Origin of the sequence: Limisphaera sp. VF-2, assembly GCF_049537125.1 — a bacterium.
In the GTDB taxonomy this organism is placed as follows: Bacteria; Verrucomicrobiota; Verrucomicrobiia; order Limisphaerales; family Limisphaeraceae; genus Limisphaera.
The window spans coordinates 115,759-129,327 of record NZ_JBMVQY010000002.1 but is presented as its reverse complement, the minus strand read 5'-3'; the positions used below and the strand labels follow the sequence as shown (position 1 = coordinate 129,327).

The 13,569-nt window shown below is 64.6% G+C and carries 7 protein-coding genes; 4 read left to right on the top strand and 3 right to left on the bottom strand.

Annotated features, from left to right (window positions below; all coding sequences use genetic code 11):
• Window positions 1–114 precede the first annotated feature (114 nt).
• The 4 genes from ACPDIT_RS07950 (at window position 115) to rpsT (ending at window position 4,243) form a co-directional block, all read left to right on the top strand.
• The gene (locus ACPDIT_RS07950; RefSeq protein WP_423442666.1) at window positions 115–1,065 is read left to right on the top strand and encodes a phosphatidate cytidylyltransferase; all 951 of its coding nucleotides are present in this window, start codon (window positions 115–117) and stop codon (window positions 1,063–1,065) included.
• A complete protein-coding gene (locus ACPDIT_RS07945; protein ID WP_423442665.1) occupies window positions 1,062–2,210 on the top strand; it encodes a 1-deoxy-D-xylulose-5-phosphate reductoisomerase in 1,149 nt (382 codons plus the stop codon). Before ACPDIT_RS07950 ends, ACPDIT_RS07945 begins: the two co-directional genes overlap by 4 nt.
• Window positions 2,211–2,343: 133 nt before the next feature.
• A complete protein-coding gene (locus ACPDIT_RS07940; protein ID WP_423442664.1) occupies window positions 2,344–3,408 on the top strand; it encodes a uroporphyrinogen decarboxylase family protein in 1,065 nt (354 codons plus the stop codon).
• A gap of 565 nt (window positions 3,409–3,973) precedes the next feature.
• Window positions 3,974–4,243 carry a 30S ribosomal protein S20 gene (rpsT, locus tag ACPDIT_RS07935; RefSeq protein WP_423442663.1) on the top strand — a complete coding sequence of 90 codons (270 nt, stop codon included), beginning with the start codon at window positions 3,974–3,976 and terminating at the stop codon, window positions 4,241–4,243.
• A gap of 139 nt (window positions 4,244–4,382) precedes the next feature.
• Here rpsT and ACPDIT_RS07930 read toward each other — a convergent pair whose 3' ends face one another.
• From ACPDIT_RS07930 to ACPDIT_RS07920, 3 genes are all read right to left on the bottom strand, one after another.
• A complete protein-coding gene (locus ACPDIT_RS07930; RefSeq protein ID WP_423442662.1) occupies window positions 4,383–5,078 on the bottom strand; it encodes a protein-L-isoaspartate(D-aspartate) O-methyltransferase in 696 nt (231 codons plus the stop codon).
• A 138-nt stretch (window positions 5,079–5,216) separates the two neighbouring features.
• The gene (locus ACPDIT_RS07925; protein ID WP_423442661.1) at window positions 5,217–6,146 is read right to left on the bottom strand and encodes a 1-phosphofructokinase family hexose kinase; all 930 of its coding nucleotides are present in this window, start codon (window positions 6,144–6,146) and stop codon (window positions 5,217–5,219) included.
• 52 nt (window positions 6,147–6,198) lie between these two features.
• On the bottom strand, window positions 6,199–13,512 hold the full coding sequence (locus ACPDIT_RS07920; protein ID WP_423442660.1) for a S8 family serine peptidase: 7,314 nt from the start codon (window positions 13,510–13,512) through the stop codon (window positions 6,199–6,201).
• Window positions 13,513–13,569 lie beyond the last annotated feature (57 nt).

Sequence of the window (13,569 nt, the reverse complement as noted above, 5' to 3'; positions counted from 1 at the left end):
GGAAGCCGAACCGTCGCTGTCGGGTATGCGACTGAAGATCCGCAGTGATTCCCCCTGCCGACGCGGCAGACTGGCTCTTCTGCCGGAAGCAGGCGCGCTCCGAAGGGCAATGCCATGAACGCGGACTCACCAGCGCCTCTCGGCACCGGCGTCGCATCCCCGGGCAACGGCCCCGGCGCGAAAACGCGCACCTTTCTCCGGCGGCTGGCCTCGTCGGTCCTCCTGTGGTCTGCGGTCCTCCTGGCCTTGTTTTCCAAGCATCCGACGGTGGCTCAATGGATCTTCCTCGCGATCATGGTCGTGCTGGCCGGAGCGGGCCTGATGGAGTTCTACGGCCTGGCCCAAAAACGCGGGCTGCCGTGCTTTCGCGGGTGTGGTCTGGCCGGAGGACTGCTGCTCATGGTGGGGACCTTTCTCCATTGCACGGGCCAGCTCGGCATCCACGGCACTCCCGCGCGGGTCAATGATTTCGAGACCAGTTTCCTCATCGTGTTTGTGCTCGGTCTGGCGGTCCGACTGCTCGTGGCCGGCCCCACCGGTCACGGCCTGCCGGCACTGGCGGTCAGCCTGTTGGGCCTGATGTACGTGCCGTGGCTGCTCAACTTCATCCAGAAAATCCACTTCTTCCCGGGCATTGATCACCTCGGCAAGTACTACGTGCTCTATTTCATCGTCGTCACCAAGCTCAGCGACACCGGAGCTTATGTCGTCGGCTCCCTCTGCGGACGCCACAAGCTGGCACCCCGGCTCAGCCCGGGAAAAACCTGGGAAGGTCTGGTCGGCGCCCTGGGACTGTCCACCGCTGCCAGTTTGACGCTGGCCGCCGTGCTGGGAAACCATCTTCCCGGCATGAATGGCGTCCACGCGCTGATCCTGGGGCTGCTTTTGGGAGCCGGAGCCGTGGTGGGCGATCTGATCGAATCTCTGCTCAAGCGCGAGGCGGGCGTGAAGGATTCGGGGCGATGGTTTCCCGGAATCGGAGGGTTGCTCGACCTTCTGGACAGCCTGTTGTTCAATGCGCCGTTGATGTATTTGTATTTGCGCCACGTCCTGACGCGGCCATGAAGAACGTTGTCATTCTGGGCAGTACGGGCTCCATTGGCACCAGCGCCTTGAAGGTTGTGGGCGACCTCCGAGACCGCCTGCGTGTGGTGGGTCTGGCCGCCGGCAGCAACATTTCCCGCCTTTTGGAACAGGCCCGGCAGTATCAGCCCCGGGCCGTGTGCGTGCGCGATACCCGGGCCGCCGCGGACCTGGCGACCGCCCTGGGCGCCGACTGTCAGGTTTTCAGTGGCGAAGAGGGACTGATCCGACTGGCCACACTCCCGGATGCCCACATTGTGTTGGTGGCCATCGTGGGCACCACCGGGCTCCGACCTGCGCTGGAGGCCATTCGCGCCGGCAAGGATCTGGCCCTGGCTTCCAAGGAAATCCTGGTCATGGCCGGCGAAATCGTCATGCGCGAGGCCCGGGCCCACGGCGTTCGCGTCCTGGCCGTCGACAGTGAACACTCGGCCATTTTCCAATGCCTGGACGGCAAGCCGATCAGCTCCGTGCGCAAGCTCTGGCTGACCGCCTCCGGAGGGCCTTTTCGCGATGCACGCCTGTGGCCCAAGTGGCGATTCCGCGAGATCACATTGCAGGACGCCCTGCAACATCCCAGTTGGGTCATGGGCCGCAAAATCACCATCGACTCGGCCACCCTTTTCAACAAGGGACTCGAAATGATCGAGGCCCGGTGGCTGTTCGACATTCCCATTGACCAGGTCGAAGTCCTGATCCATCCCCAGAGCGTGGTCCATTCGATGGTCGAGTTCGTGGACGGTTCCTGGCTGGCACAGCTTTCGACGCCCGACATGTGTCTGCCCATCCAGTATGCGCTGACCTACCCGGAGCGGGTCCCCAGCGCGCGCGTCCAAACCGACTTTGTCAAGCTGGGGACACTGACGTTCGAAGCCCCGGACACGGAACGGTTCCCCGCACTCGAGCTGGCCCGTCGCGCCGGCCGCATCGGCGGGACCCTGCCCGCCGTGTTGAACGCGGCCAACGAAGTCGCCGTGGCCGCCTTTGCCGAGGGCCGTTTGTCCTTTGCCGAAATCCCCGAGCGCGTCCGCCGCACCATGGACGCTCACCGGGTCATCGATCATCCCTCGCTGGAACAGATCCTGGAAGCCGACGCCTGGGCGCGGCGTGTGGCTCTGGATATCTGACGACCCTGCAACCTGGCTTCGGAAACCGTGGCTGTCCTCTCCATGCCTCCACCGCCGGTCCGGCAATCGTCGAAGCTGCGTGTCTGCCCAAGCAACCTCCTCAACCGACATCCTCCCCACCTGCGCAAATCTTATGCGTCCTGAACAATGGCAGCGATTCAAGGCCGCCGCCAAACGCCAGCCTCTCGAGGGCCCCGTGCCCGTCGCGTTCATCGTCGATTGCCCCTGGATCCCGCCGTATTGCGGCGTCCGCCATCGCGATTACTTCTTCGACCCGGACACCTGGTTTCGCTGCCACCTGCGCGTGATTCAGGATTTTCCCGAAGTCATCTGGTTCCCTTCCTGGTGGTCCGAGGTCGGCATGGGGGCCGAACCTTCCGCCCTCGGGGCCCGGTTGCGTTTCCATGATGATCGGGTCCCCGATGTCGAACCCCTGCCGGTGGCGGTCGAGCGGCTGCACGAGGCCACTGCCCCGGACGCCGTCCATGACGGGTTCATGGCCCTGTGCCTCTACCGCTACGAAAAACTCAAACACCGCATTGCCGAAGCCGGCTGCTGTGTCCCTGTGGTGGCAGCACGGGGCCCGTTGACGATCGCCTCGTTCGTGCGCGGCGTCACACAATTGATGGAGGACATCATCGACCATCCCGAGCAAACCCTGCAGTTGCTCGAGCTCACCACCCGGCTGGGGATTCAGTGGTTGCAAGCCCAGGCGCAAGTGCTCGGCGAACAGGTCGAGGGCATCCTGGTCCTCGACGACCTGGCCGGCTTCATCGGCCGACGTCATTACCTGCAGTTTGCCCATCCGTTTCTCAAGCGTTACGCGGAGGCCTTCCCGCCGCATTGGGTCAAGGTCTTCCACAACGACGCCAGCGTGAAGGCCTGCCTGGATCTTCTTCCCGACACCGGATTCGATGTGCTCAACTGGGGCGTGGAAACCCCCATGGCAGAGGCCTGTCAACGGATTCAGGGCCGAATGACCCTGATGGGGAACGTGCCGCCGTTGGACCTAGGTGTGCGAGGAACTCCGGAGGCGAATTATGCGGCGGCGTGGCAGGCCCTGGAAACAGCGGGGAATCATCCCCTCATCCTGTCCTTCGCCGGTGCCACCACCACGGGCGTCAGCCCGGAAAACATTCGAGCCATCGCCCGGGCCGCACAAGACTTTTACCACCAGCGTCGGTCCAGGGCCGTGTAGTGGGGACCCACGACAAGCCTGCGATCCCCAGACCCTTGCGACAACTTGATCGCCAAAGCTCCCTGGGAAAGCCATGGCCGAATCCGATGGCGCGCTCGGCTACGGCAGGCAGTGCCTGCGGGAGAAGCACCCAGGTCCCGCTCCGCCGCTCAGGAGACGGACGCCTCTCCGTACATACAGCCCCGGCGGCAATCAATTCTTTCGGAACCGGCGCCAAACCCGACGATCCACCCGCGGGCTCGCCGGCAGGCACCGAAAGCAGACATGGCCGGAGTCCCATCCAAATCGGTCAACCCGGTCGCTCTCGGCGGGAAAAGGCGATTGCGCGACCGCGGCCCCAGCGGCCGTGTGAAGCCACCTCCGCCGGTCAGGGACCGGGAGATAAAAACCCGTTCCGTCCGGAGACCAGGTCGGGGCCAGATACGACCTGCACTTGTGGGTTTCCCAAGCGGATCCCACTGGGCGCATCGCGCAGAACCCCCAAACAGGGCGTTGACATCATCCAGTCGCCGTGTACCCTAGCCGCCCTTGAATTCGACCGGAGCAAGCTTGAGACCGTTTTGCTATGGCCAATACAAGATCGGCAGCACGCGCAGCCCGAGTGAGTGAACGACGCCGTCGCCGGAACCGGGCAGTCAAGACCCGCGTCCGACGGCTGCAAAAGGCTTACCTGCAGGCGTTGACCAGCGGCGACCGCAAAGCCGCCGAGGAGGCCCTCCGGGCATACACCTCGGCCGTCGACAAGGCCGTACAGGCGGGTGTGCTTCATTGGCGCACAGCGGCTCGCGCCAAATCCCGTCTCAGCACACGCCTCAGCACGCTGGCGACCGCCTGACCCGGTGCCCGCAGCGTGACGCCGTACCGGCAAAGGGGCGTGCTACTGAATCTTCGGTTTCCTCCCGCCGCGCGCAAGCACCCGGCTTGGGGCCAAAACCTGAACGGGCCGTGTTGCGCTGAAAGCTCCATCGCCGCCTTCAGGGTTTGACAGGCTGGGCCCGCGGACCTGTCATCGGCACGAACAACACCGGCAACACTGCACGCCGTTCCAGTTTCCCCTCCTTTTTCCGCAACACCACCAATTGTTGCATGCCCGGCGGCCCCACCGGGATGATCATTCGGCCGCCCTCGCGCAACTGCTCCACCAAGGGTTGCGGCACGTGATCCGGCGCGCAGGTGACCATGATCGCGTCGAACGGCGCGGCCTCCGGCCAGCCAAGATAACCGTCGCCCGCGCGTACCTGGACATTCGTGTAGCCCAGCCGACGCAAGGTGGCGGCGGCCGTTTCGGCCAGCGGCTCCAGAATCTCGATCGTGTACACATGGGCCCCAAGCTCGGCCAGGATGGCTGCCTGATAGCCCGATCCGGTGCCCACTTCCAGAACCTTCTCTCCGGGCTGCGGATCCAGCTGGGCGGTCATGAAGGCCACGATGAACGGCTGCGAGATCGTTTGGCCGTAGCCAATGGGCAGGGGGCGATCTTCATAGGCCTGGGCGCGAAGCGCCTCCGGGACGAACTCGTGCCGGGGAACCTTTTCCATGGCCCGAAGCACGCGTGGATGCGTAATGTCCCGGCCCGGCGCCTTGAGCTGTTCCTCCACCATGCGCCGACGCAGGTCCACCATGGAAAGCGGCTCATCCAACGGCGCACAACTCACCAGCGAGACACCCATGATCCAACCCAGATAGCCAACGGCTCGGTCCCACACACGCACACGCCTCACGTCTCCAACATTACACCGAATCCCCCGCCCCGCCACCGCTGATTTGGAACCCGGCCTCCCCCGGCAAAAGACCCCTGCCCTCTCCACTCACAGGGGTCTCGAGCCTCCCGCGGCCCGCAGAACCGTCTTCAACCTCGCGCGCGGCGGCAACACCCCGCCCGGATACTGCGTGGCCATCGAACCCACCAAAAGACCCGACCGCAGCCAGCTGTCCGGAGGACCATCGTGGAGGATCGCCCGGCAAACTCCGGCCACCAACGCATCCCCGGCCCCCAACCGGTTGCGCGGGCGGACATGCGGCGGTCTCATGGCCCTTTCGATCCCGAGCCGGGCGTGCACCAAGAGAGCCGGCCGACCGCCCCGCGAGACCAGCACCCAACCCCCGGTCATTTCGGACATCCGCCGGGCCGCATCTTTCAGGGACAGCTCCGCGCGGAAGAAGGTCCGGGCCCATTCCCTCAGTTCGGCCTCGTTGGGCTTGACCAAAAAGGGACCGGCCGGCACGGCATGCCTGAGGGTCGGCCCATCGCAATCCAAGACCACCCGTACGCCCATACGCCGCGCCCGCCGCACCAGCTCTGCATAGCCCCGAGCGGGAACGCCCGGCGGCAGGCTTCCGGAAAGAATCAACAACGAACTTCGCTGCAGTTCTTCTACCACAGCTGCCACGGCCGACCGCCACTCCGCAAGGCCGACCCTGGGGCCCTCCGGATTGAACCGCCACTGGCGCCCCCGGGGATCCGTCACCAGCACGTTCACTCGCGTAGCGCCACTCACGGGAATGCAATGATACCGAATCCCCTCCCTGCGCAGGAGCTGAAGCAACGTCCGCCCGGGTTCTCCCCCCGCCAGAAGCACCAGGCGCGCGGGAACCCGCAGCCACCCCAACCATCGCGCCACGTTGACCCCTTTGCCTCCCGCCCATTGCCGCTTGCGAAGGACTCGATTCTTCTCCTCCCGGCGGACCCCATCCACTTCCCATTCCTCATCCAGGGCGGGATTGGCACACAGAATCACGACCTTGCGCGATGAAGCCACCGCAATCGGGCCGTCGGGCGTGGCTTGGGAATCAGGGTTCGGGCACAATGCCCTCCACCACTCGGAAGAAGGAGTACTCCGAGGGCAACGGGATGCACCACTGCAGATTCGTCGAGGTGGCGGTCAACGTGGACGAGACCGGCGTCCACGAGCTGCCGTCCAGGGCTTCCACGCCTTCCACGAAGTACCGCGCGCCGGGCAGCGAGCTCCAGGTGAGACAAAGATTCGTCGCGGTGGCGGAAACGGAGGTGATGACCACCGGCCGGCCGGTTACGGCCCAGGCCGTGGCAACCACGCTGTACGACGCCGGCACGCCATCTGCGCTCACCGCGGACACATACCACTCGCCCGGAGCCAGCGGTACGGGATCGCTGTTGCTCAGAACCAGGATGTACTCCTCACTACGGCCGGGGTTTGCGCTCAGGTAATCAAAGTTGGCCATCGTGGCCGGCGGCCAACCGCGACGGAGCACAAGATTCACATCCGCACCGGGCTGTCGAATCTCGAATTGCGCCCGGGCCGCGTCTGCCGGGACCACGAACCGGTAGTAATCCACCTCGTCGGCGGGCACCGTGCTCGAATAAGGCACTCCGTTGGTCAAGGTGATGATCGGCCGCGCCCACGCCTGCTCCTGAGCCAGCAGGGTGTACTCTGCGGGCGCCGTGTCCCGGTTAAAGAGTCCCAGCAACCAGACGCCCGGCCGCAACGGGACAGGGGCCGAATTGGTGAGGATGACGATTTCCTCGTCCGCCAAGCCGGGGTTGAAACTGCCGTAGTCGAAGGACAAGAGGTTCGGCAAATCCGGGGCGCGCCGCACCACGAGATCTGCGTTCGCGGTCAGCTCCGCGAGCCGGAAGACCACCGCCGCCGCAGCGGGCGATACCACGAAGCTGAAATAGCGAGGTCCCCGCCCCGGCGGTTCCACGCCGTAGAGGGGCACACCGTTGGTCAACGGCGTGATGTTGAAATCCACGCGCAGGCTGTAGGTCACTGCGTTGGTGTTGGTGTTTTGCACTCCCAGATAGTACCGGGTGCCGGGTTGAAGGGCCGGCACGCTGCCGGGTGTGAGCGTCACACTGCCGGCGGTCACCTGGGACAACAGCAGGTAATCGCCGGCATTGGTGCCAAAAGGCGGCTGGCTCTGGTTGAACCACAGGTTGAGTGGCCGGGTGGCTGCGAGGAGCTGGTTGGTGGCCGCCAGGGCCCAATCCGGCACGTCCACCGTATAGAACCGCATTTGACCGGCCGGCAGTGTATTCGTCAACGCCTGGCCGGTGGCCAGCCGATCCGGCAACGCAGTCTCGTTCTGGAACACGAAGCGGAGCTGCCAGCTCAGCAACACCGGCTGCACATTCGTGGCACCCGCGCGCATGTCCCAGATCTCCAGCTTCCACTCGCCGAAGGCCTCCTCGCCGGTCAGTGCACGCAGCGATTCCTCGGGCAATGCATACATGGGACTCGGGAACTCCGTCAGCGTGAAGGTGTCCAGCCAGATGCGCGAACCCTGGGGCGGCGATTCCAGAACAATCGTCGTTGCCGGCCCCCGCGCCTGGAAGGAGAGCATGTTGGTGACCCAGTTGGTCGAGGCGTTGTAGATCACATTGGTCACAATCCCGGCCACTGCGGCCGCGAACCGGGTTTCTCCGCCGCAGACCGCCGGTGGATTCGGCAGCCCACACTTGCCGCGCGCACCGGCCTCGAAGATGGCGCGCACCTCTTCAGCCGTCAGTGCACGCCCGTACAGCGTTGGCTCGTCGATGTAACCGGCAAAGGGAGACAAGAGAGTGTTATTGGAGACCTCTCCGCCAATCACCAGGTCGTTGTTCCCGGGCCAGATCGAACCCGGCAGAAGGACCTCGCTCGCCAGCGCGCCGTTGACGTACAGGCGGATGTACTGACCATCATAAGTGCCCGCCAGATGCGTCCAAGTCCGGAGCGGCAGTGGTGCCGTTGCCCGGGCCATGCACGGGGTGGGCGAGCAATCGAACCCGTTCGTGCTGATCACGAAGTAGGGACGGCCCAGAGGATCCAGAGAGAGCCCAAAACTCCGATCGTCAAGGCCGAAGGCGCCCCAGCGCGTCAAAATGTCGTGAAAGGCCCCGTGAGCCAGAGGGTACACCCACGCGTCGACCGTGATGGCGTCCCGCACTTTCAGAAGGTCGCTCACCGGCACCCGGATGGCATCGATGGAGCCGTCAAAGCCAAAGGCGCGGCCCACCACCCCGTTGGTAAAGCGCGTCGCAGCGGTTCCGAGGAAGGCTCCATTCTGTCGGTTGACGATGTCCACTGCGTCATCCTCCCCGGGCCACCAGCTGATGATTCCCTCCAGCGCGGGCGCAGCGCGCGATGCGAACTGGAGCATGTAATGGCGGCCGCTGACCGTGGACAGCGTCCGCGCCAAACCGCCGTCGTGCAGGGCCAGAAATTGAGCCCCCGTATGCGCCCAAGCCGCGTTGCTCACCACCTGTACGGGGCCCGACTCCAGGACCGTCCAACCCTCCACCACCTGCCCGGGATCATACCACCCGGGCGACACGCTCTCGAACCCGCCCAAGAAGGTTTCGGTCCGATTGGTCGGCGGGGCAAACGGCGGAGCAATGAACTTGATCGGACCGGGGGCGAGATTGGTGTTTTCCGTGAAGATCAAGTAGTTGTGCACTTCTCGTATGGAGGTGAGAACGTATTTCCATAATGTGTTGGTTTCTGGATTTCCCCCCTCGTTGACCGTGATGGTGAGAAGCGTGGAAGCCCCGGGCCCGTAATCGACCTGGATCCGTCCAGCCCCGCTGATCATTCCGGTATCATGGAGCAACTGTCCCTCGTAATAAACCTTGAGCCGATCCGGGAGCTGATAGAAATCGTAATCGATGGTTACTGTTCCCTGGTTGATGCCCAGATCCACTACATTCGTCACCGCCTCTGCTCCGCCGCTATACTGCACCGGCACAATATTCGTAATCAGATAGGTCGACCCCATGCCGGCGGTGGACGCCCACCCGCGCGCCTCGCTCAGCAAAATCCGGGTCCCTTTCGGACTGACCAACGTAAGGGCCAGATCGGACACCCGCGGATGGTCGATCCGCACCCCCACCTCGACCGAGCCGATCCGGCCACGGTTTGTCACGAGCAAACTCGCATTGGTGACCGCATCATCCAGCAGCGGTGTCTCTCCAGTGGCGGTAACCACCAAGGGCACAATCCCGCGCGGGTCCCGGTCCAGCGTGACGACGATCTGCACATGTTGGGCAAAGGGCTGCGGATTGTACACGCCGATGTAGTAACGTCCCGCCCGCAGCGGGGGCACACTGCTGCGCCCGATGCTGAGGCAGGCCGTGGGCACGGGAACCGCCAAGAAATGGTCGTACACTTGGCGCGTGGGGAAGTCTCCGTGGCGCACGTAAAGCTCCACCGGCGCGTTCGTCGTGGTCACGCAAATGGTCAGGTTCGTGGCATCCTCGGGCACATCGATCACCTCGTAAAAGAAACTGAACGGTTGGATGCCGCGCCACGCATTCGTCTCATCCAGCCGCTGCGGCTCGATCCGCAAGAAGAGGTGCTGCACCGCTCCCGTCTGTGTCAGTGCATCGTCCAGGGCCTGGAGCACCCACAGTCCCGCGGCCTGCTCACCCACGAAGTCCCGCAAACTGCCCGGGCCGTCCGTCCGCTGTGCCCCGGGAATGTCGCGTTCGCCTTGATCCTCGTAGACGGTCCATGCGGTCAGGGGAGGCGGCACTGCCGGGTAGGTATGATTGCGCAGCACCGCGAAGCGATTCTCGTGGTGGAGGCTCACCACAAGATCGCCAAAGCTCTGATGAGTCAGGGCATTCGTCACCACGACACGCCGCACCTGCATGGGGAACGTGGCCACGCCGAAGACGTACGCAGCCCCGGGGGCCGCCGGGCTGCCGTCCGGAATCCACGTCGGCACGGGGAAGCCACGCACGATCTGGTTGCCCTCCTCCAGCGTGCTGAACGGCAGCAGGCTGAACACGCCCAGGAAACCGAAGTCCGAGGCCATCTGATCCTCGGCCTTGACCCCCACGTAGTACACCCCGCCCGGCGCGGCATTGGAGTACACGAGGATCTCCGTGCCCCCGCGGCCTCTCGACTTGTCCGCCGTGGCCAGCGCTGCCGGGTCGAGGTTTGTCAGGGCCGGATTGCGCGACACGTACAAATCGATATCGGCCTCCAGGCGCGTCGCGTTCTCCTGCTCGTTTTCATTCACCCCCATCCGTGGAATGGAGAGGTTGTGCGGAAGGAAGGTGATGAACGCCGCGTTGGTGTAATTCTGCGTGTTCGTAAGCACATAGAACCGCCATTGCGAGGGAAGTCCGTTGGTAATCCCCAACAGCGCCGGATTCGCGCCCACCCGCTGACCCAGTAACAACATCCCGGTGTAACCCGGCGTCGTTTCCGGGGTGAAGTTGAAGGCGTTTGTGGTTCCGGCAAAGCTGGCATTGGTCGAGCTGGCTCCCGGAAGTTCGGTCACCGTGATGGCATCCTCCAGGTCGCCGTCGCCGCTGGAGATCACCAGGGCGTAATCCTGGGCGATGTTGTTCGTGTGTGCGGTGACGGCATTCACATTGACGCGACGGCCGATCACGGCCACGACGTAATTGGTGCCCAGGGGCGGGGCCAGGAAAACGTTCTCCACGTTGTTGATCATGTCGGTCGTGGGAGGTTCGTTGGTACGCCAGGGCTGGTTGAAGTCGCTGCCGCCCGGGATGTCGTTCCCGAAATAAACCTCGCCCGTATCCACATTGGTCACCACCAGGTCGAGGTCGTTGACCAGTTTCACGCCGGCCACGGGGTTCCCCGGCGGGTCGGTCCAGACCAGAGTTACGCGCAAGGGCAGGGCCCGGGCGGCTTCGGTGAGAGTGAGGCGCCGAAGATGGCGGTCGCCCGTGACCAGAGCGTTGGTGGGATTCTGGTCATAGAGGATCATGGCGCCTCGATTGGGAGGCGTGGTGTTGGTCAGAGCCGGAGGCAACGTCGTGGGCAGGTTCACGCGGCCCCAGCCCTGGTAGTTGTGAAGCGTGCGGACTTCAAAATCATAGACGGGGTTGAGGGATCGGGCGCCGTTGATCAGGAGGGCCTTCATGAGGGCCGGACTGTTGGTGCGGCCGCGGCTTTCGAAAAACTCCTGCATGAGGGCCAGCGTCCCGGCCACATGCGCCGCCGCCATACTGCTGCCACTTTCGTACCGGTACCAGGGAGCCAGGGTGGCGTTCAGTTGACGGCGCACTTCCAGCTCGTTCCCGAGGTCGTTGGTCGTGCGCAGCGTAATGCGTAGATTGAAGGTGACCGCCACGGCGGTGGGATTGCCCACGCCGATGTTCCAACTGACGTCCCGCGGCGACAGGTCCGGAGTCAGGTCCGGGGGGATGGAGACCCGGTTCGTGCCGGCCAGGTCGGCCGCCGTGGGGAACTCGCCGGCACGGACGAAAATCGGCAGCCCCGGAAACGGCACCGGCGATTCCGGGTGCGGGAGCAATTCGATTTCGAGCTGAACGGCATTGAACGGCACAAACACCGAATACCGGTTGACTTCCCCGGGCGGGACAACGAGCCCGGTGAACTCGTCTCCGTACACGTTGGTGGGATTGTAATAGGCGTCTTCATCCCACTGTTGGGAGCGTGTGGAAACCACCCATTGGCCGGGCGCCACCACGTCCGGTTTGAATCGACCGAACTCGCCTTCCACGCCGATGCCGGTGTTGCCCCGACTGGACATGGCCGCCACCTGGTCCCGGCTGTCGGTGTCCTCCCGCCAGGGCGTGTTGGTCACACACAATTCAATGTTGTTGGTCCCCGTGTCGAAGGGGCGGCAGAGCACCACCTCGGCGTCGATTTGACGAGGTTGCTCGATCGAGCCCACGGTGATGACGTTCTTGGCCGTGCCCGGAGACCGGATGGAGTCGGCCTCTCCCCCCAGGCCGGAAGGGTTGCCGTTCCCGAAGTTGCCAGCGGCAAAAACAAACAGCAGCGGCTGGGAACCGGGGACACCCGGCAGCGCGTCGCGAGTGGCGGCATCGTAACGGGCGGCAGCCAGGTCGTAGCCGGTGTTGCCGCCGTAGTGCCAACTGTTGTTCGAAATGAATGCGTTGGTCCGGGCCGCCTGCTCCTGTAACACGGAATCGGGGAGGATCGGCCGGGCGCCCGCCCGTGCGGGCCGCTGCTCCATCAGTACCGGTTGGACGAACACACGCGCCTTCGGCGCCACACCTCGGAACTGTCCGGGCTCGGCCGGCATGGGGGATCCGCTGGCGTTGGCCACGGTCGGGGACATCTCTCCGGTGCCGGCAATGGTGCCAATGACGTGGGTGCCGTGCCCGTTGGGATCACTCAAGTCCTCGGGTCGCAACGCCAGCATCCGTCCCGCCAGATCCGGGTGGGTGGCGTCCACGCCGGAATCGTTCACATTGACCAGCACGTTGGTTCCCGTCAGCCCGAACCAGTTGTCCGGAGCGACCGGGGTCGGAGCCACGCCGAGCGTCACCCGGCCCAAGTCGTTGGCCGGGACCCGGTCCGTGGCGATCTCGAGAAGTTGCACCCCGGAAAGCAACGCCAAATCCAACCATCGGTCCGGAGGCGGTTCCACGATCATCACGGGACCGAACGGCGACGGCTCCTCGGCCACCAGGCGAGCTCCCAAGCCGGTCAGTGCCTCCGAGACCTGAGCGCGCGCATCTTCGAAAACCGCCACGTGGAGACGTTCGCCCAACGGCAAGGGCGCCCGCATCACTGCGCGTGGCAAGAGTTCGCCCCGCAGCTTGTAGTAGGGCTCATAGGCCAGAACCGCTTGGACGTCCGGATGCAACCGGAGCCGCTCCGCCACTTCCCGCGAGGCCCGCACCAAATAGGCGTTGTTGGGGATGTACGCCACCACGGCCGCGTTCATCGCGCGCAGTTGTGCCTGGAAGGCGGCGGTGAGCTCCCCCTTGCGCTGCACAATGTAGGCACCGGGATCTCCCTGTGCCTGAAGATGGGGCGGGATGGCCGGCGGCTGGCCTGCGGCCGTGTCCACGAGAGCGTTTTCCAGCAGGATGGCCGTGGGCAGGCGCAGCCATGTTTCGGGCAAATGGCTGGCATTGCGCAGCCGGAGTTCCTTGCGGGAAGGCAGGGCGGGCCCCGAGCTCGATGTGCTGCTCAGAAGACGGTCACCGAAACTCAGCCGCAACGCGCGGGGCGTGGCATCCAGAACCTGGGGGGCTGAAGAGGCGGCAGCGCCGGTGCTCGCGGGCGGGACCGCTCCGCGGGCTCGCTCGGCCCAACGCCAGATTGCCAACGACGCTGCGAAGAGCGTCAAGCTTGCCGCCAACCAGATGAACGGTCGCGCCCGCATAAGCCTCCTCAATCCTTGGCGTTTTCAAACTCCCACAAGCAGCCGCATTTGCAAGCA